Source organism: Vibrio penaeicida, from assembly GCF_019977755.1.
GTDB lineage: Bacteria > Pseudomonadota > Gammaproteobacteria > Enterobacterales > Vibrionaceae > Vibrio > Vibrio penaeicida.
Window position 1 is genome coordinate 1,045,529 of sequence record NZ_AP025144.1, and the last position, 22,642, is coordinate 1,068,170.

The 22,642-nt window shown below is 43.6% G+C and carries 20 protein-coding genes; 14 read left to right on the plus strand and 6 right to left on the minus strand.

Annotated features, from left to right (window positions below; translation table 11 throughout):
* Positions 1-260 precede the first annotated feature (260 nt).
* The 3 genes from LDO37_RS04960 to LDO37_RS04970 are packed head-to-tail and all read left to right on the plus strand — an operon-like array spanning position 261 to position 2,982.
* Complete coding sequence (locus LDO37_RS04960; RefSeq protein ID WP_126608974.1) at positions 261-488, plus strand: FeoA family protein; 228 nt, start codon at positions 261-263, stop codon at positions 486-488.
* On the plus strand, positions 488-2,761 hold the full coding sequence (feoB, locus tag LDO37_RS04965) for a Fe(2+) transporter permease subunit FeoB (protein WP_126608973.1): 2,274 nt from the start codon (positions 488-490) through the stop codon (positions 2,759-2,761). Before LDO37_RS04960 ends, feoB begins: the two co-directional genes overlap by 1 nt.
* Positions 2,758-2,982: a FeoC-like transcriptional regulator gene (locus tag LDO37_RS04970; protein ID WP_101113538.1), complete on the plus strand. Its 225-nt coding sequence runs from the start codon at positions 2,758-2,760 to the stop codon at positions 2,980-2,982. The genes feoB and LDO37_RS04970 overlap by 4 nt, the downstream gene beginning before the upstream one ends.
* A gap of 99 nt (positions 2,983-3,081) precedes the next feature.
* On the opposite strand, the gene LDO37_RS04975 is transcribed toward LDO37_RS04970, so the two are convergent.
* Positions 3,082-3,516, minus strand: coding sequence for an HIT domain-containing protein (locus LDO37_RS04975; RefSeq protein WP_126608972.1), 435 nt, complete (start codon positions 3,514-3,516; stop codon positions 3,082-3,084).
* A 76-nt stretch (positions 3,517-3,592) separates the two neighbouring features.
* Between LDO37_RS04975 and lpxM the strand changes: the two genes are divergently transcribed.
* Complete coding sequence (gene lpxM, locus LDO37_RS04980) at positions 3,593-4,534, plus strand: lauroyl-Kdo(2)-lipid IV(A) myristoyltransferase (RefSeq protein ID WP_126608971.1); 942 nt, start codon at positions 3,593-3,595, stop codon at positions 4,532-4,534.
* Positions 4,535-4,634: 100 nt separating this feature from the next.
* Here lpxM and argS read toward each other — a convergent pair whose 3' ends face one another.
* Complete coding sequence (argS, locus tag LDO37_RS04985) at positions 4,635-6,368, minus strand: arginine--tRNA ligase (RefSeq protein ID WP_126608970.1); 1,734 nt, start codon at positions 6,366-6,368, stop codon at positions 4,635-4,637.
* Positions 6,369-6,574: 206 nt separating this feature from the next.
* Between argS and LDO37_RS04990 the strand changes: the two genes are divergently transcribed.
* A complete protein-coding gene (locus LDO37_RS04990; protein WP_126608969.1) occupies positions 6,575-7,171 on the plus strand; it encodes a VOC family protein in 597 nt (198 codons plus the stop codon).
* A 370-nt stretch (positions 7,172-7,541) separates the two neighbouring features.
* On the opposite strand, the gene purU is transcribed toward LDO37_RS04990, so the two are convergent.
* Entirely contained in the window at positions 7,542-8,375 is an 834-nt protein-coding gene (gene purU / locus LDO37_RS04995; protein ID WP_126608968.1) for a formyltetrahydrofolate deformylase, read from the minus strand.
* 477 nt (positions 8,376-8,852) lie between these two features.
* On the opposite strand from purU, the gene LDO37_RS05000 reads away from it, so the two are divergent.
* The 8 genes from LDO37_RS05000 to rnd all read left to right on the plus strand — a co-directional run bounded on the left by LDO37_RS05000 (position 8,853) and on the right by rnd (position 16,936).
* Positions 8,853-9,050: a hypothetical protein gene (locus tag LDO37_RS05000; protein WP_101113544.1), complete on the plus strand. Its 198-nt coding sequence runs from the start codon at positions 8,853-8,855 to the stop codon at positions 9,048-9,050.
* A gap of 181 nt (positions 9,051-9,231) precedes the next feature.
* Positions 9,232-11,154 (plus strand): ATP-dependent DNA helicase, encoded by a 1,923-nt coding sequence (locus LDO37_RS05005; protein ID WP_126608967.1) that lies wholly within the window; start codon positions 9,232-9,234, stop codon positions 11,152-11,154.
* A 75-nt stretch (positions 11,155-11,229) separates the two neighbouring features.
* Complete coding sequence (gene tsaB / locus LDO37_RS05010; RefSeq protein ID WP_126608966.1) at positions 11,230-11,931, plus strand: tRNA (adenosine(37)-N6)-threonylcarbamoyltransferase complex dimerization subunit type 1 TsaB; 702 nt, start codon at positions 11,230-11,232, stop codon at positions 11,929-11,931.
* Positions 11,932-11,995: 64 nt separating this feature from the next.
* Positions 11,996-12,292, plus strand: a complete 297-nt coding sequence (locus tag LDO37_RS05015; RefSeq protein ID WP_101113547.1) for a chromosome partitioning protein ParA — start codon at positions 11,996-11,998, stop codon at positions 12,290-12,292.
* 122 nt (positions 12,293-12,414) lie between these two features.
* Positions 12,415-12,957, plus strand: a complete 543-nt coding sequence (locus tag LDO37_RS05020; protein WP_126608965.1) for a Slp family lipoprotein — start codon at positions 12,415-12,417, stop codon at positions 12,955-12,957.
* Complete coding sequence (locus LDO37_RS05025) at positions 12,957-13,838, plus strand: alpha/beta fold hydrolase (protein WP_126608964.1); 882 nt, start codon at positions 12,957-12,959, stop codon at positions 13,836-13,838. Before LDO37_RS05020 ends, LDO37_RS05025 begins: the two co-directional genes overlap by 1 nt.
* A 94-nt stretch (positions 13,839-13,932) precedes the next feature.
* Entirely contained in the window at positions 13,933-15,615 is a 1,683-nt protein-coding gene (gene fadD, locus LDO37_RS05030; protein ID WP_101113550.1) for a long-chain-fatty-acid--CoA ligase FadD, read from the plus strand.
* 205 nt (positions 15,616-15,820) lie between these two features.
* The gene (gene rnd, locus LDO37_RS05035) at positions 15,821-16,936 is read left to right on the plus strand and encodes a ribonuclease D (RefSeq protein WP_126608963.1); all 1,116 of its coding nucleotides are present in this window, start codon (positions 15,821-15,823) and stop codon (positions 16,934-16,936) included.
* A 123-nt stretch (positions 16,937-17,059) separates the two neighbouring features.
* On the opposite strand, the gene LDO37_RS05040 is transcribed toward rnd, so the two are convergent.
* Complete coding sequence (locus tag LDO37_RS05040; protein ID WP_126608962.1) at positions 17,060-20,140, minus strand: ATP-binding protein; 3,081 nt, start codon at positions 20,138-20,140, stop codon at positions 17,060-17,062.
* Positions 20,141-20,252: 112 nt separating this feature from the next.
* Here LDO37_RS05040 and LDO37_RS05045 point away from each other — a divergent pair, with 112 nt between their 5' ends.
* On the plus strand, positions 20,253-21,482 hold the full coding sequence (locus tag LDO37_RS05045; protein ID WP_224055340.1) for a GGDEF/EAL domain-containing response regulator: 1,230 nt from the start codon (positions 20,253-20,255) through the stop codon (positions 21,480-21,482).
* 81 nt (positions 21,483-21,563) lie between these two features.
* Here the strand turns inward: LDO37_RS05045 and minE are convergent, their stop codons facing one another.
* The gene (minE, locus tag LDO37_RS05050; RefSeq protein WP_126609967.1) at positions 21,564-21,827 is read right to left on the minus strand and encodes a cell division topological specificity factor MinE; all 264 of its coding nucleotides are present in this window, start codon (positions 21,825-21,827) and stop codon (positions 21,564-21,566) included.
* Positions 21,828-21,829: 2 nt separating this feature from the next.
* Positions 21,830-22,642 carry a septum site-determining protein MinD gene (minD, locus tag LDO37_RS05055; RefSeq protein ID WP_101113555.1) on the minus strand — a complete coding sequence of 271 codons (813 nt, stop codon included), beginning with the start codon at positions 22,640-22,642 and terminating at the stop codon, positions 21,830-21,832.

A 22,642-nucleotide genomic window follows, 5' to 3' on the forward strand; every position in this document is an offset into this window, starting at 1 on the left:
TGTAAATTAAGGGTATTTATTTTTAGTCTCAGTAGTGAAATCTTCATATAGGTTGTTGGGGTGCTTAACTATTAATCAAAGTTTTGGTTTTTTTAACGATATTGACGGAGTGTAAAGTGACGTTTTTGACGTTGTTTTATGGGTGGAAACAGTAAAAACGGTAACATTGATTGAGCGCAACACTTTGTTACATCGTTCAATTATAGTTACTTATAAAAATAATAATGTTTCTCATTCAGAATGATGTCGAGGTTACACTGATGAAGCTTTCCGATATGAATATTGGCGGCACTGCGACGATTGCAGGTTTGGGCGAATTGAGCCAAGAACTCAATAAAAAATTGATGGTTATGGGTATGTTGCCCAAAACCCATATAAAACTGGTTAGAAAAGCTCCGATGGGGGACCCACTTCAGGTAGAAATTAGAGGGGTTGTTATTGCTATTAGAGATAGTCTCGCACGTCAAATTGAAGTGGAGTCCATCTAATGCAATATGACATCCTAACCGTTGGTAACCCCAATTGCGGAAAAACCACCTTATTCAATGCTCTTACTGGAGCGAAACAGCAGGTAGGCAACTGGGCGGGTGTTACGGTTGAGAAAAAGACTGGGCATTTTACGCATTCTGGTGACGACTTTTCACTGACTGATCTACCAGGAATCTATGCGCTAGATAGTGCTCATGATGCAAACAGCATAGACGAATCGATAGCCTCTAGAGCTGCTTTGACGCATCCTACGGATCTTATCATTAATGTTGTCGACGCAACTTGCCTCGAAAGAAGCTTGTATATGACATTGCAACTGCGAGAGCTGGGTAGACCCATGATCGTGGTGGTCAATAAAATGGATGCACTTACTCGCAAGCGACAAACATTAGATATAAAGAGGCTGGAAGAGGGACTTGGGTGCCCTGTTTATGCGCTTTCGTCTAACAACCGACAACAAGTTCAAAGCTTCAAAGAAGATTTGCACAAAACCTTAGTGAAAGGGATTCCAGAAGAGCGCTTTTCTTTAGAGTACAGTCAGGATGTTGAGCAAGAAATCGACGCTTTACTTCCTCTGTGGTCAACGGAGCGTGGATCACGAGCCAAAGCCATTCGCGCATTGGGAAATGACCCTCTGATCGTAAATAGCCTCACTGAAGAACAACGCAAGAAATTAACACACTCAGTGGATGCCATTCAGTGTGACATCGACTTACAAGTGGCTAATGTTAAATACTCGTTTTTACATGACATTTGTAAGCGTGTTAGGAAAGAGTCTGGAAAGGTGAGCCATAGCACGACCGAAACTATAGATAACCTCGTGCTCAATCGTTGGATTGGTATTCCATTCTTTTTCCTCATTATGTATTTAATGTTTATGTTCTCTATCAATATCGGCAGTGCATTTATCGATTTTTTTGATATCGGTGTTGGCACTGTTTTGGTCGACGGCGGTCATTATCTACTGGATGAACACCTTCCTGTTTGGTTAGTGACGTTATTGGCGGATGGCGTCGGTGGAGGTATTCAAACGGTTGCGACCTTTATTCCCGTCATCGCTTGCCTTTATCTTTTCCTATCTTTACTTGAAAGCTCTGGTTATATGGCGAGAGCAGCATTTGTTCTTGATAAAGTCATGCAGAAAATTGGCTTACCAGGGAAAGCATTTGTTCCTCTAGTCCTAGGTTTTGGATGCAATGTCCCATCTGTTATGGCAACGAGAACACTCGACCAAGAAAGGGAGAGAAAACTTGCAGCAGCGATGGCGCCATTTATGTCTTGTGGCGCAAGGTTACCTGTTTACGCCTTGTTCGCAGCAGCATTTTTCCCAGAATCTGGTCAAAACATTGTATTTGCATTGTATTTACTGGGAATACTTGCCGCTGTAGGAACCGGCCTTATCCTAAAGCGCACACTATATTCTGGCTCAAGTGAGCATTTTGTTATGGAAATGCCGAGTTATGAATTCCCTACCTTGCAGAATGTTGTTTTGAAAACATGGCAAAAGCTGAAACGTTTTGTTTTGGGCGCGGGCAAGACGATTGTCATCGTTGTCACCATTTTGAGTTTTTTCAACTCACTAGGAACAGACGGCACATTTGGAAATGAAGACAGTGAACAATCGGTATTGTCGAGTGCAGCTCAAATCGTTACGCCTATTTTTAAGCCTATTGGTGTAAGTGAAGAAAATTGGCCAGCTACCGTTGGGATCATCACAGGAATATTCGCTAAAGAGGCGGTAGTCGGGACATTAAACAACCTGTATTCGTCACCATCGGAAGAAGAACCAAGCGAGTTTGATCTATGGGGGAGTTTGGACGAGGCGGTAATGACAATCCCAGAAAACTTGTTAGGTCTTAGTTTTAGCGATCCGCTGGGTATTGAGGTCGGTGATCTTACCGATGCACAAGCCGTTGCCGAAGAGCAAGAAGTGGACAGCTCCATATTCGGTAACCTAAAAGAGTATTTCGTTACTGGAAATGCGGCTTTTGCCTATTTGATTTTCATTTTGCTGTATACCCCTTGCGTGGCGGCAATGGGTGCTTATGTTCGAGAATTTGGTCATAAGTTTGCGCGCTTTATTGCTGCGTGGACCATGTTGCTTGCCTACGGAGGAGCAACGCTCTTTTATCAGATCACGCATTTTTCCCATCACCCGATGAGCAGTACACTTTGGATTGCATTGGTCATTTCAATATTCGTATTCACTTACCTACTTTTAAAGCGCGCAGGGGATGAACAGCACACGAATACAGAGATGGTGAGCGTATGATTTTGACGGAGATAAGTGAATACATGTCCCAAAATGGTACGGTAAGTCAGTCGAAACTCGCTCGGCATTTTCACATGAGTGAAGACGGTGTTGATGCCATGCTGACGTTTTGGATGAAAAAAGGCAAAGTAACGAAGATATCTGCGAAAGGTGATCACACCGCTAGCTATTGTTGGATCTCTCGACCGGAACAAATTGCCATGAACGTCATTATCGGATAACAGGCATTAACCGTAACAATTTTATTGTTTGCTAAAAGAAAGGGGCGATACCGTTAACCAAGGATTTTTCGGTATGCTCCTTTTCTTTTGACGCAGTGTTTATTCTGAAGCGGTAGAAAAAATGTCTGACTTTGAAAGATAGTTTTGTATCAGGTTTATCATATCTAACTGCGACTTCTCATCTCTAAACTCACCAGAAGTATTTCCCCACACTGGCTTTGGCCAAACAGAATCATGTTTATATCGAGCAATGTGGTGAAGATGCAATTGTGGCACCATATTTCCAAGCGCACCGGTATTGAGTTTATCTGGGGTGAATAGCGCTTCAATCGCCTCGCAAACCAATTGAGATTCAACAAGGTATTGCTGCTGCTTAGGCATAGGTAAATGATGCAACTCGGTTAAATTATCGAATCTTGGAACAAGAATGATCCAAGGCACCGTGGCATCTTTATGTAAAAGGACGCGACATAATGGAAAGTCGCCAAGGTAACTGGTGTCTTTGTCTAGTTGAGGGTGCAGTGAAAAAGCCATAGTTATCTGTCGTTTGTTTTGAATTGCCTTTGTTATATCATATCGCGCCTAATCCTAAGATAGATTTAATGGTCGAATGAGCAATAACATCGAAAAACAGTTATATGATCCCAAGTTTCAATGGTCGTTTTTGCATCCGAAATACTGGCCAACGTGGATAGGTATTGGATTTGCCTTATTGCTCGCTTTTGTACCACATCGTCCACGCGATAAATTTGCAGCTTGGTTGTCTCGTTTCTTTTCAAAACGCAATTCAGGTGCACTGCGCCGAGCTAAAAAAAATATAGAGCTCTGCTATCCTGAAAAATCTGCCGATGAAAGACAGCAATTGCTTGAAAAAATGTATGAAGTCGCAGCGCAGTTTTTTCTTGGGTACGCAGAATTGACAGTGCGGAGCAAAAAATACAATCAGAGTCGTGGCGAAGTGTTTGGAGGAGAGCATCTTTTCCCTAGATTAGAGAATGGTGAAAAGATAATCGCGCTAGTCCCTCATTGCTGGGCAATTGACTACACTGGAATGTATTTCTCTTCCTACGGGCATGATGTGGTCATTATGATTCGACCGCAAAAAAACCCGATTGGCGACTGGCTCATGAATGTACAACGTATGCGCTACGGAGGTCGAATTGTGCCTCGTGATTCAGGCATAAAACCGTATTTACGTTCTATTAAAGAAGGCTACATGGCCTACTACTTACCCGATGAAGATCACGGTGCCGACAATTCCGTTTTTGTTCCTTTTTTTGGTACGGAAAAAGCAACATTGAAGGGGTTTGGTAAGCTGGCTAAACTGAGCCGCGCTAAGGTTGTGCCGATGATTCCAGCGTACAATGCTGAAAAAGGAAAGTTCGAGCTTTTCATTCTACCAGCGTTGGAAAACTTCCCAACGGGTGACGAAGAGCAAGATGCCAGAATGATGAACCATGCGTTAGAAGAACTTTTGCGTGACCGCCCTGAGCAATACATGTGGATTTTAAACTTACTCCGCACTCGTCCAGATGGAACGGAGTTATATTAAATTCTTTGTAAGCTGATTCAGTTTTGATTTGGTTTATAGATATTAAAAAGCCTCGCGATTGCGAGGCTTTTCTTTTTATATTCGTAAGTTACTGGTTCGCTTACATACGCTCTAACGTTTCGATTCCCAGAAGCGATAAGCCTTGCTTGATGGTTTTCGCTGTTAGTGCAGCCAGTTTCAAGCGGCTTTGCTTCACAGCTTCATCTTCAGCCACAAGGATAGGGCACGCTTCATAGAAGCTAGAGAATTGACCCGCTAATTCAAATAAGTAGCTACACATGATGTGAGGCTGACCTTCGCGAGCAACAGATTGAACGGCTTCTTCAAACTGAAGCAACTTAGCAATCAATGCTTTCTCTTTTTCTTCGGTCACTTTGATTTCGCCTTGAAGCGAATCCATCGACACACCTGCTTTTGCGAATACAGACGCGACACGAGTGTAGGCGTATTGCATGTAAGGTGCTGTGTTGCCTTCAAATGCCAACATGTTGTCCCAATCAAACACGTAGTCTGTCGTGCGGTGCTTGGACAAGTCAGCGTATTTCACTGCTGCCATGGCAACTGTATTGGCGATCTTGGTTTTCTCTTCTGGGTCTAACCCTGGGTTTTTGGATTCGATGAGCTTTTCAGCGCGCTGTTCTGCTTCGTCCAGTAGATCGGTGAGTTTCACAGACCCGCCAGCACGAGTTTTGAACGGGCGTCCATCTTTACCCAGCATCATGCCGAATGCGTGGTGCTCAAGTGAGACGTTTTCAGGGATATAACCCGCTTTACGAACAATCGTCCAAGCTTGCATAAGGTGCTGATGCTGACGTGAATCGATAAAGTAAAGTACGCGATCTGCGCCCAGTTTTTCGTAGCGATATTTCGCACAGGCAATATCTGTGGTGGTGTATAGGAAGCCGCCATCGCGCTTTTGAACGATAACGCCCATAGGTTCGCCATCTTTATTTTTGTATTCTTCTAGGAATACAACTTGAGCGCCATCATCTTCTTGCGCCAACCCTTTTTCTTTAAGGTCAGCGACAATTTCTGGCAACATGTTGTTGTACATGCTTTCGCCCATCACATCGTTCAGTGATAGCGATACATTTAAACGGTCGTAGTTGCGTTGGTTTTGAACCATAGTGATGTCGACAAGCTTTTTCCACATTTCTGCGCAGTACTCATCACCACTTTGCAGCTTAACAACGTAGTTACGTGCTTTTTCTGCGAAGGCTTCATCTTCATCGTATAGCTTTTTCGATTCACGGTAGAAGGCTTCCAGATCGGAAAGTTCCATCGACACTTCGCCCGATTCTTTTTGAACACGCTCTAGGTTGGCGATAAGCATACCGAATTGCGTTCCCCAGTCACCGATGTGATTGGCGCGAACCACTTTGTGCCCTAGGAATTCAAGCGTACGAGTCACTGCGTCGCCAATTACCGTTGAACGAATGTGGTGAACCGCCATTTCTTTTGCAACGTTTGGTGCAGAGTAATCGGTAACGATGGTTTTTTGTTCGTCTTTTGCAACACCCAAGCGCTCATCAGCTAACGCAGCATCCGCTTGCTTTGCCAAAAACGCTTCGCTTAGGAAGATGTTGATGAAACCAGGACCAGCAATTTCAGTTTTGCTTGCGATACCGTCTAGGTCTAAAACATCCAACACTTTTTGCGCAAATTCTCTAGGGTTAGTGCCTAGCTTTTTAGCTACACCCATAACACCGTTTGCTTGGTAGTCGCCAAACTGTGCCTTTGCAGATTGGCGAACGGCAGCAGGGCTTCCTGCGGGTGCGCCAGCGGCTTCTAGAGCCTGAGATACTTTGTCGTTAATAAGTGCTTGGATATTCACACGAGCTTCCTTCAATTCTAAGAATTGTTTTGATGCATTCCCGCTGTATTTAAAGTGGGGGAATGGATACTTGTTCTAGTTCACAAAATGGCGTTAATCATATCAACTTTCTTCATTGTCTAGTAGTCAGAAAAAAGCGATTTTTACTACTTTTCAGCTCGATCTTGCTAGTATGGCGAGAAAATCAGACTTTTAGTGAGAACACCATGTCGAAAGTGACGTCACACTCCGATCTTCTACCTGAAAATATGCTTCTTCAGCTGCCCGATTTTATGGCAAGAATTCAAACCCTTTCTGAGCTCATTGGAATAGATTTGTCGGGTTATCAAGCAGATCATATTGCCTTAAGAGTCAACGATGTAGAGGCGGCAACATTCGCGCACAAAAAATGGTTGGAATGGGGAGACGAGATCTCCAGTGCTCAAATTAATGGTCGACCCATTATTGTATTGGAATTTACTCAACCACTTATGGCAAACGGTTGGTCTCTGGAGTGCTTAGAATTGCCTTATCCAGCAGAAGGGAAAAGCTACCCGGTTGAATCATGGGAGCACGTGGAGTTTGTGATTCCATCTGAGGCAAAAACGGCAAATGATTATTTGGCTTTTTTAAACTCGACTTTTCCGAAATTCCAAGAAAAATCCGCTAACTTCGACGAACTAGGTATCAAAGTAAAAGTGTCCAGTCCGAAGGGAGAAGGTGAAAGGTTGCCAAACCCAACGGTAGCATTCAAATATCAGGGAGTTTGCATCAAGCTTCATCCGCACTCTTTAAAAGATGTTGTTGCATCTGAACAAGGTTAGTGCCTGTCGGAAATAAAGGTATTCTGTTAGCAATAAAAAACGGTGAGAGAATGCTCACCGTTTTTTATTTCGTTTGTTATTAGGGTCTGTTGATCTTTCGCGGTTAAATTTTGTTCGAGTTCTATGCCTTTTAATCGCGGCGCAAGGTGTGACGCCTAGTTATTCTAAGCAAATACCTTGTAACAAAGAGTAAAAGGCATAGAAGCGAACCCTTTGGGCAGCATTTGTGGCTTATTTCTACTGCGTTATCGCTTATTGATGTAGAGCGACTACACCGAAAAAGCTCTGCCTTGTATAAATCACCCACAAATTGCTGCAAAAATCATCTCGAAAGATCAACAGACCCTAGGTAATTGAGTTTTCGGTCGCCTTACAAAATCACGGTCTTATTGCCATAAACGAACACGTGATCATTGACTACTTTGTTGATCGCTTTGCTAAGTACGTTTTTCTCGACGTCCCGACCTGCTTGTGCCATATCAGAGGCACTGAAATTGTGATCGACCGGAATCACATCTTGCTTGATGATTGGTCCTTCATCTAAATCGTTCGTCACGAAGTGAGCTGTAGCCCCAATGATCTTAACACCACGATCAAACGCTTGTTGATAAGGCTTTGCGCCGATAAAGGCAGGCAAAAAGCTATGGTGGATATTGATGATTTTGTGGTGGTATTTTTCAACAAAATCTGGCGTAAGAACGCGCATATACTTGGCAAGAATTAGGTAATCTGCTTCGTAGCTATCGATCACTTCCAGCATCTTTTGCTCATGTTCTTCACGAGTTAAATCGACGTGAGAAACATGGTGGTATGGAATGTCGAACTTTTCCGTCAAATTCTGAAGAGTGTCATAGTTACCAACAACCGCAGCAATATCGATATTTAAGCTGCCATCGTAGTTTTTCATCAGAATGTCACCAAGACAGTGCGCTTCTTTAGTAACCAGAATCACTACTTTCTTCCGATCTGACCCGATAAGCCTTCTTTTTGCACCTTCAGGGAGCGCCTGATCCAAATCCAGTAATAGCGTTTCGTCATTAAAGTAACCTTCGAGCTCCGTTCGCATGAAAAAATGACCGCTAGAATTATCAACATATTCATTGTTATGAATAATATTGAGCTGATGCTTATAGCAAATATTAGTGATTTTTGAGATCAGTCCGGGAGCGTCGTTGCAGTGCGTAAGTAGCGTTTTTCGTTCCATTTTTTGGGTTACTTCCTGTAATATTTTTTTTGAATTTCGAATATATACCCAAGTGACCTCAAGATGCTTGGTTCAGCGAGAATTAATTGGCTTTCAGGTCAGGCACCGGCTTGAAGATCTAGAAGCCTAAATCAAGAGTCGGTAACGCAGCATGAAAGCCAATTAAACTCGCCCTTGGGAGCACATATTCTGTACCACTTCATCGTCAAAGAACTTGGAAAGGACCAGTCATTACGCTGCGTTCTTTTCCTTGAATTGGACCAGAATATGCTGCTCTGAATCCTGCATCTTGAGGCCACTTGGGTATACCATTTTGAGACGAGAGTGGGCTTTATAAAAAAGAAATCGCGGTGTGAGCCTCAATATGTTGTCTATAATTAATCTATTATGGCGGTGGTTTCAACAAAATAAGCACGTTCAGGAGTCTGCTGTGAAACTCGTTGAATTTTACTCCTGCATATCAGAGAGGTATTTGCTATGGATAAAGAGCTGTTGGCCCGTCGATTATATGTAGAACGAGTGACAACCCTTGTTGGCGATAATGATATAGATGAAGATCTTCTTAACCAACTCTGGGAAGAAAAAGCAACACCATCTGAAGCGGCACACGCTCTGCTTTCTGATGACACTTTCCAAGGTCCTGCTTGGTTGGAGCGATACTTACAGCGAAAGTGATAAAAGTTTAATAACTCAGTAACGTTACGTCTTGAAGGCGCAAATTTCATTTCGAGTTTGCGTCTTTGTTTTACTTGCTCATCTCCGACGAAAACTTCTCTTTCTGGAGTCGCATCTTGGGGTTGTTTGAGTATAATTCCTTCTTTGTTTTCATTCCTAGGTCAACAGACCTTAAGAGCCTATGATCGATAAAACCTTTTCCGCTAGTGGTGCGTTAGGCAAAGCCATTAAAGGGTTTCAGCCCCGACAAGCCCAGCTGGATATGGCTCGTGCCGTCGAAAAGTCGATCAAAGACCAATCTCAGCTGGTGGTCGAAGCTGGAACGGGTACGGGTAAAACCTTTGCCTATTTGGTGCCTGCACTACTCAGTGGCAAGAAAACCATCATCAGCACTGGTTCAAAAAACCTTCAAGAACAGCTTTTTCATCGTGACTTACCCTTAATGGTCGATGCCCTTGGTTATTATGGCAGTGTCGCACTGCTAAAAGGTCGATCCAATTACCTATGTTTGGATAGATTGAGTCGGCAAATGGTTGAAAGCCACAGCGTAGAAGCGGATTCAACGCTTTTGACCCAATTGGTGAAAGTTCGCAGTTGGTCTTCTGAGACTAAAAGTGGTGACTTGGGAGAATGTGATGATATCGCAGAAGATAGCCCAATTATCCCCGACATTACATCGACGAACGATAATTGCTTAGGCAAAGAGTGCCCAAGTTATCAAGACTGTTTTGTGCTTAAAGCGCGAAAGAAAGCCATGGACTCCGATGTCGTTGTTGTGAACCACCATTTATTTCTCGCCGACCTCGCGATAAAAGAAACGGGTTTTGGTGAGTTAATTCCCGAAGCAGATGTGTTTGTATTTGATGAAGCGCACCAAATCCCAGACATTGCGAGCCAATATTTCGGTTCATCTATTTCCAGCCGTCAAATTCAGGAATTGTCTAAAGACATAGAAATTGGATACCGAACTGAAGCCAAAGACATGCGCCAGTTGCAGAAAGTGGCCGATCGTCTGGTTCAGTCTGCGATGGAAATGAGGCTTGTTTTAGGAGATCCAAGTTTTCGCGGAAATTGGCGAGAGGCGATGAAGTCGCCGTCAATAGAGCGTGAGATCACACGTTTGCTTGATGTGTTGGAACTCGCCATTGAGGTGCTAAAAGTTGCGTTAGGGCGAAGCGAACTGCTGGATGCGGCTTTTGAGCGAGCGAACGCAATCAAAGCACGAATCGATCGGGTATGCGAAGTCGATATTACTGGCTACTCGTATTGGTTTGAATGTACTCCTCGTCACTTTTCATTGCACATTACCCCTTTGTCTGTCGCCGAGAAATTCCGTGAGCAAGTGGAGATGAAGCAGGGGGCGTGGATATTCACTTCAGCCACATTAGCGGTGCAAGATGACTTTAGCCACTTTACCCATCGCTTAGGTTTAGAGCCGCCACAGCAGTTCTCGCTCCCAAGCCCATTCGATTATCAACAACAAGCGCGGCTGTGTGTTCCCCGATATCTTCCGGAACCAAACAGCCCCGGGATGTCTGAAAGTTTAGCGAGAATGCTGGGACCTGTAATAGAGAAGAACGGTGGACGATGCTTTTTTCTTTGTACCTCTCACAGTATGATGCGCGACTTAGCAGAGCGATTTCGTGAGCAGCTCTCGATACCTGTACTGATGCAAGGTGAAACAACCAAGCAAAAATTATTGGCTGAATATTTAGAGCTGGGCAACGCCTTGCTGGTGGCAACGGGAGCTTTTTGGGAAGGGATCGACGTTAGAGGTGACGCATTGAGCTGTGTTATTATTGACAAACTTCCTTTTACTGCACCTGATGATCCCTTGCTCAAAGCACGTATTGAAGATTGTCGATTGAGTGGGGGAGAACCATTCAATCAGGTTCAAATACCCGATGCAGTGATTACCCTTAAACAGGGAGTCGGGCGTCTGATTCGAGATAAAAAAGACCAAGGTGCACTGATCATCTGTGACAACCGACTGGTCACACGTGATTATGGGGCAGTCTTTTTGCAAAGTTTGCCACCAATACCAAGAACACGGGATTTAGATGTCGTTAACCAATTTTTGAGCCAAGAGGCATCTTCTGAATGAAAAGAAGTGTTTTGACTCAGGTTGGATAGGTTTCAACTAAAACCCCAAATAGATAAATGAATAACTGAGGCGTAAATGAGCGCGAAAATCCTAGCTTTAGACACCGCGACAGAAAACTGTTCTGTTGCATTGATTGTGGATGGAAAATTGTACGCACGAAGTGAAGTCGCCCCGCGAGACCACACTAAGAAAGTGCTACCAATGGTCGATGAAGTACTCAAAGAAGCCAATATTACTCTGCAAGATTTGGATGCCTTGGCATTTGGCCGTGGACCGGGAAGCTTCACCGGTGTTCGAATTGGCATCGGTATTGCACAAGGTTTAGCATTTGGTGCGGATTTGCCTATGATTGGTGTATCCACTATGGAAGCCATGGCGCAAGCGTGTTACCGCCTGCATGGTAAAAACCATGTTGCCAGTGCAATTGATGCCCGAATGAGCGAAGTTTACTGGGGGCGCTATGTGCGTCAAGAAAACGGCGAATGGTTGAAGCAAGAACCTGAATGTGTCGTACCTCCAGCGGTATTAGCGGAAAACTTACAGCAGGATGAAAACGTTTGGACTCAAGCTGGAACCGGTTGGGGTGCGTATTCTGAAGGGCTAGAGTCTTTGCCTCTAGATACAGAAGGTAGCGATGTGCTGTACCCAGACGCGCAAGACATGGTGGTATTAGCACAGTTCGAATTTGCAAAAGGCAATACAGTGGCGGTGGAAGATTCCAGCCCAGTATACCTAAGAGACAACGTTACTTGGAAGAAACTACCAGGTAAGGAATAAATGAGAGAGCCTCATAACCAAAAGGTTGTAAGGCTCTGGTCAACGGACCCTAAAAAGGACATCTATGGCTTCCATTAATGGATTACCTCCAGTTGTTGTCCCTAATACCAATAAGACGCAAAAGCAGTCTAAGGTAAAGAAAGAACAGGGAAAACAACCCGTCAGTCAACCGACTAAGGTGGCGAATGCCGTTGCTCAAACCATCAGGCATGTTGATGAGTCGGAGATACACCGCGCCCAGATAGAATATGACTTGCCTGAAGGACGTACTCGCAAGGCGATGGAAGAATACATGGGGGTCATGAATCAAGCGAAAAAGGAGGAACTTGCGCAGCTTCTTGGAGTCGATATTTATATCTGATTTTCCCCAATAATACTCACTTTGGCTTGGTCGTAGGTTCTTATCTTCGAATAGCTAATTGACGTTACTTGGGTGTAACAGTTTGATATAGTTGATATCAGTTCTCATTAACGGAGCATGTTATGTTGGTTCGCCGTTGTCTATTTATTCTTTCCGTATTTCTACTTTCTGCCTGCTCAAGCTTACCCGAGCAACTTACCGCCCAATCTGAAGAGGTTATTACGGATTACCCAATTTTCGCAGCTCATAAAGGCACCGCCGATGTTCGCCTAGGCGGTATGATCGCCACAGTCACCAATCTAGCCGATAAATCTCGTGTTGAAATAGTCAACCTTCCTATCAGTAAAACAGGAAAACCCGATATAAGTACTGACGCAAATGGTCGCTTTGTTGCTTACATTGATGGCTTTGTCGATCCTGTGACTTATGCTGAAGGTCGGTTGGTTACCGTTGTTGGAAAGTCTCAGCCTACAGAGCAAGGTAAGGTCGGGGAGTTTGACTATACATTCCCTGTTATGAATGCGTATGGCATGCATTTGTGGCGCGTTGAAGAATCTGTGATTGTCCACGACTTTGATTCTTATCTTTACCCTTGTTATGGCATCAATTGTCGGTCAAGCCGAATGGGCTCTAGCCGAGCTAAAGTGATTCAAGAAGTGAAATAATGAAATCTCATCAATATGTGTTAGGCAGTCATTCTACGATTGCCTCGCTAGAATTAGGTGAAGCAAAAACGGCCGCTAAGACGGTCGTTTTTGTTCATGGCTGGATGGATAATTCGGAAAGCTTTACCGGAGTGATGAAAGCACTAAACCGGATTGATCCAACGCTGCATTTAGTGGCAATTGATTTGCCTGGTCATGGATTGTCTACAGATAAAGGAGCGGACAATTTTTATCCGTTTCACGACTATATAGACGATCTTCATGGTGTTTTGCAGAATTTCTCAGCAAAAGAAACCATTTTGGTTGGGCATTCTCTTGGTGCATTGATTACAAGTTGCTATAGTGCCGCGTTTCCTGAAAAGGTGACAGCTTTGGTTGAAATTGAGGGGTACGGTCCGCTTTCTGAATCTTCTGAAAATTCAACACAACGGCTTCGTACTGGTGTATTAAGCCGGTATAGATATCGCGAAAAGAAACCGAAAGGTTTATCCGATCCGGAAGATGCTGTCCGCATTCGTTCAATTAATACTCTAGTAGCGCAAGCGCTTATTAGACCGATGACCTACCGTGCTTTAGAGCAAAAAAACGGGCAATGGTATTGGCGACATGATGAAAAGCTTAAATGTGATTCTTTGTACAGAATGAGCGAACAGCAGCGAAACGACATTATCAATAATATTGAATGCCCGCATTTGATCATTTTGGGTGAAAGTGGTTTTGCGTCTTTGAAAGCCCCCTATTTACTAAAGAATAGGGAAAAAGACGAGGAAGGATCGCAACCCTCTGAAAAATGGGTGTCTATCCCCGGAGGGCACCACTGTCATCTAGAGCATCCAGAAAAGGTCAGCGCGCTGATTATGGATTTGGTTAACAAAATTTAAACAAGTGTTTGATTATTTCGTGTCACAACACGAATGACTGTGCTGTAATAACTCGGCTACAACCATCAGCCAGTCGAATTTGAGGAGTTTATTTGTGGATAAAGTTTGGCTAACACGTTACCCAAGTGATGTACCTGAAACCATTGACCCAGACAACTACCCATCGCTAGTGGAAATGTTTGAGCAATCGGTACATAAGTTTGCCGACCAGCCTGCCTTCATGAACATGGGGTCAGTCATGACGTTCCGAAAATTAGAGGAACGCAGTCGCGCATTCGCCGCTTATTTACAAAATGAACTGAAATTGAAGAAAGGCGATCGTGTAGCGATCATGATGCCTAACTTACTGCAATACCCGATAGCCTTATTCGGTATTTTACGAGCGGGCTTAATTGCCGTGAATGTTAACCCGCTATATACCCCGCGTGAACTTGAACATCAGCTAAATGATTCCGGTGCGAAAGCCATTGTGATTGTCTCTAACTTTGCGAATACGTTAGAACAAGTCGTTGATAACACGCCAATCAAACACGTTATTTTAACCAGCCTTGGGCAGATGCTTCCTCGCGCGAAAGGGACATTGGTCGATTTTGTGGTGAAATATGTGAAAGGCATGGTACCGAAGTACGATTTGCCCAATGCCATTTCATTCCGTAAAGCGATTCGAAAAGGTCGCCGAGAGCAATATGTGAAGCCATTTATGTCTGGTGATGATATTGCCTTTTTGCAATACACGGGTGGCACAACAGGCGTAGCAAAAGGCGCGGTACTGACTCATCGCAATATGCTCGCAAATGTCATGCAAGCGAAAGGGGCTTATGGTCCTGTGTTAAGTGAAGGTCGTGAGTTAGTTGTAACCGCACTGCCGCTTTACCATATTTTTGCGCTTACCGTGAACTGCCTACTGTTCATTGAGCTGGGTGGAAGAAATCTAATGATCACGAATCCACGTGATATTCCCGGCTTCGTAAAAGAACTTCAAAAATACCCGTTTACCGCTATTACGGGCGTGAATACGTTATTCAATGCTTTAGTGAACAATGAAGATTTTAAAGAGTTGGATTTCAGCCGGATGAGTATTGCCGTCGGTGGTGGAATGGCTGTTCAGCGTGCAGTGGCCGATAAATGGAAAGACATTACGGGTGGATTCCTGCTGGAAGGGTACGGTTTAACAGAATGTGCACCATTAGTTGCCGCTAACCCTCATGATTCAACGGAATATAACGGTGCGATCGGTTTACCTGTTCCTTCTACCGATGTACGAATTATTGATGATGAAGGCAACGTATTGCCAAATGATCAGGTTGGCGAGCTTCAAGTTCGAGGCCCGCAAGTTATGCAGGGCTACTGGCAGCGACCTGAAGCTACTAAAGAAGTGATTGACCATGAAGGCTGGCTATCGACAGGCGATATCGTGAAGTTTGATGAGGAAGGCTTCCTTCATATCGTTGATCGCAAGAAAGACATGATTCTGGTTTCTGGTTTTAACGTGTATCCAAATGAGATTGAAGATGTGGTCTCGTTACACGGAAAAGTACTTGAAGTTGCTGCTATTGGTGAACCACATGAAGTTTCTGGTGAAGTGGTGAAGATCTGCGTTGTTAAGCGAGATCCGAGCTTAACGAAAGACGAATTGATCAGCCATTGTCGCGAACATCTTACCGGCTATAAAATCCCTAAGATTATCGAATTCAGGGACGATTTGCCCAAAACGAACGTGGGCAAAATCCTAAGGCGTGCGCTTCGTGAAGAAAATAATAAGGCTGAGACTGCATAAATGCGCGGTTTTATGCTGTAAAACTGGTTGAAAGACCAGCATAACTTATCTCGGAATGTTAAAGTGTCGGCAACTGCCGGCATTTTTTATGCTTATTAATTTTTAAATCATCCTTACTAAAGTTAGCGTGAGCAATGACGTTAGGCTTGCAAGGTAATTTGGGTGTCATCCTGAATATAAAACGAATAACAATTAAGAGATTCAAGTGAACTATCAGATAGTAGATACAAAAGAAGCACTGGAAGCGGTTTGCCTGTCCGCCCGCGAAGTTGACACCGTTATGTTGGATACGGAATTTGTTAGAACTCGCACCTTCTACCCTCAGTTAGGTCTAATTCAACTCTTCGATGGTACGACACTGTCTTTGATTGATCCTACTGTTATTGACGAAATGGATGCATTCGAAGCGCTTTTAAAAGACACTTCGGTATTAAAAGTCCTGCATGCGTGTGGAGAAGATTTAGAAGTATTTGCTCATGTTTTTGGAGCAATACCAGTCCCAATGATGGACACTCAGATTATGGCTGCGTTTCTTGGACATGGCTTATCCACTGGCTTTGCAGCGTTAGTAAACGAATACTTGGGCGTGGAACTAGACAAAAGCGAAGCGCGTACAGACTGGCTAGCAAGACCGCTTACTAGCAAGCAGTTAGAATACGCAGCAGCAGATGTACACTACCTTCTGCCTATGTTTGAAAAATTGGAAGCGGCAGTCCGCGAGGCGGGCTGGTGGGAAGCCGCTCAACAGGAATCGGATCTCATTGCTTCTAAGCGTGTGGTTACACACATTCCAGAAAAGGCTTATCAAGACATAAAAGGCGCTTGGCAGCTTCGTCCTAATCAACTGGCTATTCTTAAAATACTTGCTCAGTGGCGCTTAGAGGAAGCACTTAAGCGTGATATCGCATTAAATTTTGTTTTCCGTGAGCAGAATTTGTGGGCGGCAGCGCGATTCGGTATCAAGAGCTTGAAGCGTATGGAGCAAGAGGGGTTTGATCACCGCGAAATTCGTCGTCATGGCAACACAGTTATTGCGATGGTAAAAAAAGGCGAGCAGGTACCTGAAGATGAGTACCCTGATGTGGTTGAAAGGCTGATGGACAAACCAGAATACAAACAATTGTTCAAACAGCTTAAAGATGAAGTAAAGAAAGCGTCTCAGAAGAGTGGATTGGCGACAGAATTCCTCGCTTCCAAAAAACAGCTTAATCAGCTGATCACTTGGGTATGGAAAAAGGATCGTAATCCTTCCAATATGCCAGATGTAATGACAAGTTGGCGCAAAGCGTTATTTGGTGAACAGCTGAATAAATTGCTTTAGAAGCTTTCTTTTTTTAATATCCATGCACCTTGAGGTTACTTGGGTGTAAAAGCACAGAGGCTCAGTATTACACTGAGCCTCTTTTCATTTGTCTTCTCTTGTCCTTTGCCTTCCTTTTTACTTTTACATGTCGCTATTTTGGCTGTTTAGCAAGGCTTCAATTTTGGGTAGCAATGATTTGAGTTGAGCTAACGTATTGAGTAACGGAGGTTTTGCTCCGAGCTTGGAATGATTTTCGATTTCTTGTGTCAGTTTGTACAGCTCGTCTAGCCCTATTGTGGATGCAGAAGATTTCAATTTGTGGGCAATGTTCGCTACAACGCTCATTTCAAACTCTTCGCTTTCAACGTCTGCTAAAGCCTGATATTGCGGTAAGCTCAACTGCATAAAATCATTAACGCTCTGCTTGTAGGCATTCATATCACCGCCAAATATGGTATCAACCACTTCTAGGTTCATCGCCACTCCTGAGCTGGTGACTGTGTCTGAATTTGGCATCCAGTCGTGAAGCATCCGTTTGAGTTTTTCCAATTCAATAGGCTTTGGAAGGTAATCATCCATTCCGGCGGTTAAGCATTTCTTAGCTTCACCAATCATTGCATTAGCAGTTACAGCGATGATGGGAATTCTACGCCCTTTTTCGATTTGTTTTTGGCGAAGAGCAGAAGTGAGCTCGTACCCGTCACATTCTGGCATGTGGCAATCGGTTAGCACCAAATCAAAGTCATATTGTTCATAAATGGCTTGTGCCTGTAAGCCTTCGTCTGCAAGTTTGCATTCGTAGCCCAATGCTTTGAGCTGTTTTTTTATGACTTCTTGGTTTACCGGGTTATCTTCTGCCACCAAAATGAGCCCTTTTGACTCTCCAGCACTGATCTCCTTGAGATCCAGCTGATCTTCGGTATGTGGTGCAATATCGAATGGGCTTTCCATGCCTGTCACAACTCGCAATCCGTACCTAAGGTTTGAAAGCTTGAGAGGCTGTGCAGAGATAGAGAAAGTTCGTTCACTGATTTGCGAAGAAATATTAGCTTGAGGCAGTAATTCCAAATACTTAATGGAATCATGTAATGCTGCTGGCTCTATCGCCACGAGATCAGCAAGGTTGTCCGTAATGATGATGCAATGAGGATCAGTAAGCTTGAGGTTCGGGAACAGCTGACGATCCAGTTTTTTCCAAGGCACACAAAGTGTTTTAAGGTAGCTTGGAAGATGACTGTTTAGCCAGTCAGTCGATAAGTCGACGTATACCTGAGTTTCAGCGATATGTACTGGGTTTACGCGATTGCTTGGATCTTGAGAGAATGGGAAAGTCAGGTGAATACTGAATGTTGTTCCAATTCCCACCGTGCTGTTTACCGAGATTTCTCCCCCCATGAGCTCAGTCAAATGTTTCGATATCGATAAGCCTAACCCTGTTCCACCAAAGCGGCGTGTTGTATCTGATTCCGCTTGTGTAAACGGAGTGAACAGGGTACTTATTTGATCTTGATGAATACCGATTCCATTATCTTTAATATCGAATTGAATAGTGATTTCATTAATATCAATAAAATAGGCATGAACTTCGAGCGAGACTTCGCCACGTCTGGACAGTTTTGACGAGAACTTAATAGCATTGCCGATAATGTTAAATAATATCTGACGCAACCGAACCGGATCGCCTAACACCTCTTCTGGTAACTCTGGGTCTATATAAAGCTGGAATACAATGCCCGCATTTTCTGCGCTTGGTGATAGAGTAGCGACAACATTTTCCAGTGTTTCTCGAAGAGGAAGCGTTGTTTGCTCTACATCGAGTTTACCTGCCTCTATCTTAGAAAAATCGAGAATATCGTTAATGATATTCAGCAGTGAAAATGAAGACTCCCGAACAGTTTTAAGCATTCTTTGCTGTTCGCGGTTGACTCTGGTGGTATTGAGCAAGTCGATCATACCTATAATGCCATTCATTGGGGTGCGAATCTCGTGGCTCATGGTAGCCAAGAAGTTGGCTTTTGCCTTCGTTGCGGATTCGGCGTTGTCGCGTGCGATGATCACTTCTTGCTGATATTGATTCCTTTCTATCTGGTTTTGGCGAAACGCTTCTAGCATTCGCGCCATTTCCCCAACCTCATCACTGCGATAGCGATAGGGCACTTTGATACTGGTATCACCTTTTATAAGGCTTTTCATCTGCTGATTGATGGTGAGAAGTGGTGCACTAATAGAGCGATAAATGTAAATGATTACCACAGTACAAAACATTAGAACGGCAAAGATAGAGCCAAATAAGAAATAGTTGTAATTGTTGGTTAGGTTATCGAGAACAGTGAGCCTTTCCGTCATTTGGTTATCTAGCCGGGCACTTAATAAACCAATTGTATCGGAAAGCTGCTTGTATTCTTGCCCCGTTACTTCTTCTGCAATCTTAAGGACACCTTGCTTATCGTTATTATTGTAGCGTTCAAATACTTCAAAGCCACCATTGCGCATAACTCGTAGCTCTGCCCGCAATGTTTCAATGACTTCATGAGAAGAAGGTTCGTTGAGTAAATACTTGAGCCACGTAAGTAAGAATTCAGCCCTTTGAATGGAAGATGAAAACTCTTCCTTTACACCTTGGGCTCCTAATACATAAACTTTCATTTGCATATTAAGATCGTTAATTAACTCAAACAGTTCATCGCTTTGAAGAGATAGCTTAGATGCATGAGCATTCGATTCCAGTACTTGAACCTTTTCTGAGAGGTTGAGTAGTGATTGCCCTGTTGAATCAACCATTGAAGTTACTTGAGCTTTTGCCCAAATTTCGTCATTGGGGTTGTAGAATGAGAAAATATCGAGCTTAACGCGATTCTCGAATTGGAAAAATAAGCTACTCAGTTCTTGGATTGTATTAATATCGACGGATTCGGACTTTTCAATCACATCTAGGTAATGAAAGAACTGTTCTCGGTTTTTATCAAACGATTCAGAACGTGCGGCATCACCAAGAATGTAATGCAGCATATCGGCATTCATATCTCCAATCACATCTAGCAAATTAATTGAAGCGAGCTCTCCAGGAATGTTCTGTCTGCTTATCGTTGCATTATTTTCCTGAACTTGAGAATAAAGCTGAAAACTAAGGATCGCCTTAGTGACAACTATCGCCGCAATTGCCACCATAGCAATCGTTATCTTGCCGGAGATCATCTGCCATTTGGTAATGAAATAGCCCATAATCGTTCACCACAATTATAAAATGTAACTTTTTGTAACATATTTTGTATGCTAAAGTAAGTCAAATATCAATACAAAATCATTGGAATTTGCCGGAGGCTGTAACCCGAAAATGACAGAGCAATCGTTTGAGCAACTGCATGTTCTGGTAATTGATGATGATCCCTTTATATTGAATATGCTTGAGAGAGCACTGAGCTCTATGGGGATTGTTCAAATTACCTTAACCACTAATTCTGTCGAAGGAGCGGAGGCTATCTCCTGTCAGCTCAATCCAGTCAATGTAGTTATTTCTGATTTGAACATGCCGTCTCTCGATGGTGTCGAGTTAATTCGTCATATGGAAGCACTACACCATAGCGCTTCACTGATTTTGATCAGCGGTGAAGACGACCGAATTTTGCAAACCGCCGTTAAAATCGCTCAGGAAAGAGGAATCCCTGTACTCGGGGCATTGTCTAAACCTATCAATACTGAAGAGCTGAAACGCATGTTCAGTTCTTCTGGTCTGATGGGAGGCAATCAAGGATACCGAGTGAATCTGACGGCGATTGGCGCTGAGTTACGGCAAGCCATAGTGAAAGGCGATATTGTTCCTCACTATCAGCCTCAGCTTTGTATTCAAAGTAGAAAAGTCGTTGGAGTGGAAGCGCTTGCTCGTTGGAATCACCCTGAAAGAGGCACCATCCCACCAAACGTATTTATCCCAATTGCCGAAAAATTAGGTTTAATAAATCACTTAACTGAGATGATTTTCAAACAGGGTATTGCCGATTTAGCCCGTTGGAAAGCAAATGGCTTGGACTTAACCTTGTCGGTGAATTTCTCTCATTACTGTCTATCGAACTTGGAGATTCCTAGGCAAGTGAAAGAATTGGTGATGGAGCACGACATTCCTGCGCATCATATCGTTATCGAAATTACAGAGTCATTACTCAGTAAAGATGCGACAACCAGCTTGGATATTCTTACTCGCTTCCGATTAAAAGGCTTTGGTTTGTCTATTGATGATTTTGGTACTGGGTTTTCCACGATGGAGCAATTACAGCGAGTTCCGTTTACTGAACTTAAATTGGATCGCTCTTTCGTTCATGAAGCCGAAAATAGCAAGGTAAGCAAAGCCATTATTGAAACCAGCTTATCGCTAGCAAAAAAATTAGAAATATCGACAGTGGCAGAAGGTGTGGAGACGTTCCGAGAGCTGGAATTTGTCATGAACAATGGCTGTGATTTGGTGCAAGGGTACTATGTATCTCCGCCGATGAAAGTGGAAGATTTTGAGCAATGGTTGAGTGATAACCAAAGCTTTGACCACTTGTTCAAACCACCTGTTTCGGATTAGCTGTTTGATAGCAACAGATACTAAGAATTCTTTATAAAAAAACAGCGGCTGAGTTAGCCGCTGTTTTTTTGTTGATCGTTATTACTTGTCTTCGTCGGGCAACTTTACGTTGAGCTCTAGTACTGACAAATCATCATCATTTTGTTCAAGCGATACATTGACCATTTCAGGGTCGATGTCGACATATTTACTGATGACTTTTAGAATATCTTCTTTTAGTTGCGGTAAGTAGGTTGGGGCATCGGACCCTTCGTTACGACGCTCTGCAACAATTATCTGCAGGCGCTCTTTAGCAACATTGGCGGATGTTTTCTTTTGTGGTCGGAAAAACTCCAATAAAGACATAATTAGCCCCCAAATAGTCGTTTAAAGATGCCTTTCTTTTGCTCCGTTAAGAAGCGGAACGCTCTTTCATTGCCCAGCAAGCGCTCAACTGCATCATCGTAGGCGAGACCTGCATCAGACTCGTCATCAAAAATCACTGGCACACCTTTATTCGATGCATTCAGAACCGCTTGGCTTTCTGGAATCACACCCAATAGAGAAATGTGCAGAATCTCTTCCACGTCTTCAACACTCAACATTTCGCCTAGTGTTACGCGTTCTGGGTTGTAGCGAGTTAACAACAAGTGCTGCTTTACTGGCTCTAACCCTTCTTCTGCGCGTCGGCTCTTAGAGTCAAGTATTCCTAGAATTCGGTCAGAATCACGCACTGACGAAACTTCAGGGTTCGTCGTAACAATGGCTTCATCTGCAAAGTATAGTGCCATGAGCGCACCTTGCTCGATGCCCGCAGGTGAATCGCAAATGATGAAATCGAAGCCCATTTCATCCAACTCAGTCAAAATTCGCTGTACGCCTTCTTTTGTTAGCGCGTCTTTATCACGAGTTTGTGAAGCAGGAAGAATGAACAAATTTTCAGTGCGCTTGTCCTTAATCATAGCTTGATTAAGTGTGGCTTCACCGTTGATAACATTAACGAAATCGTAAACTACTCGGCGTTCACAACCCATAATCAGGTCGAGGTTACGTAAGCCAATATCAAAGTCGATGACGGCCGTTTTTTTACCTTTGAGAGCGAGCCCAGAGGCGATCGCTGCGCTAGAGGTGGTTTTACCAACGCCACCTTTACCTGATGTAACAACAATGATGCGTGCCAT

What these genes read in the sequence shown, in the direction of transcription:
- LDO37_RS05045 (WP_224055340.1), top strand. Translation starts at nt 20,253, where the DNA reads ATGACAGAGCAATCGTTTGAGCAACTGCATGTTCTGGTAATTGATGAT.
- LDO37_RS04990 (WP_126608969.1), top strand. Translation starts at nt 6,575, where the DNA reads ATGTCGAAAGTGACGTCACACTCCGATCTTCTACCTGAAAATATGCTT.
- minD (WP_101113555.1), bottom strand. Translation starts at nt 22,642, where the DNA reads ATGGCACGCATCATTGTTGTTACATCAGGTAAAGGTGGCGTTGGTAAA.
- LDO37_RS05000 (WP_101113544.1), top strand. Translation starts at nt 8,853, where the DNA reads ATGGATAAAGAGCTGTTGGCCCGTCGATTATATGTAGAACGAGTGACA.
- LDO37_RS05020 (WP_126608965.1), top strand. Translation starts at nt 12,415, where the DNA reads ATGTTGGTTCGCCGTTGTCTATTTATTCTTTCCGTATTTCTACTTTCT.
- LDO37_RS05040 (WP_126608962.1), bottom strand. Translation starts at nt 20,140, where the DNA reads ATGGGCTATTTCATTACCAAATGGCAGATGATCTCCGGCAAGATAACG.
- LDO37_RS04960 (WP_126608974.1), top strand. Translation starts at nt 261, where the DNA reads ATGAAGCTTTCCGATATGAATATTGGCGGCACTGCGACGATTGCAGGT.
- feoB (WP_126608973.1), top strand. Translation starts at nt 488, where the DNA reads ATGCAATATGACATCCTAACCGTTGGTAACCCCAATTGCGGAAAAACC.
- LDO37_RS04970 (WP_101113538.1), top strand. Translation starts at nt 2,758, where the DNA reads ATGATTTTGACGGAGATAAGTGAATACATGTCCCAAAATGGTACGGTA.
- tsaB (WP_126608966.1), top strand. Translation starts at nt 11,230, where the DNA reads ATGAGCGCGAAAATCCTAGCTTTAGACACCGCGACAGAAAACTGTTCT.
- LDO37_RS05025 (WP_126608964.1), top strand. Translation starts at nt 12,957, where the DNA reads ATGAAATCTCATCAATATGTGTTAGGCAGTCATTCTACGATTGCCTCG.
- LDO37_RS05015 (WP_101113547.1), top strand. Translation starts at nt 11,996, where the DNA reads ATGGCTTCCATTAATGGATTACCTCCAGTTGTTGTCCCTAATACCAAT.
- lpxM (WP_126608971.1), top strand. Translation starts at nt 3,593, where the DNA reads ATGAGCAATAACATCGAAAAACAGTTATATGATCCCAAGTTTCAATGG.
- LDO37_RS04975 (WP_126608972.1), bottom strand. Translation starts at nt 3,516, where the DNA reads ATGGCTTTTTCACTGCACCCTCAACTAGACAAAGACACCAGTTACCTT.
- LDO37_RS05005 (WP_126608967.1), top strand. Translation starts at nt 9,232, where the DNA reads ATGATCGATAAAACCTTTTCCGCTAGTGGTGCGTTAGGCAAAGCCATT.
- minE (WP_126609967.1), bottom strand. Translation starts at nt 21,827, where the DNA reads ATGTCTTTATTGGAGTTTTTCCGACCACAAAAGAAAACATCCGCCAAT.
- purU (WP_126608968.1), bottom strand. Translation starts at nt 8,375, where the DNA reads ATGGAACGAAAAACGCTACTTACGCACTGCAACGACGCTCCCGGACTG.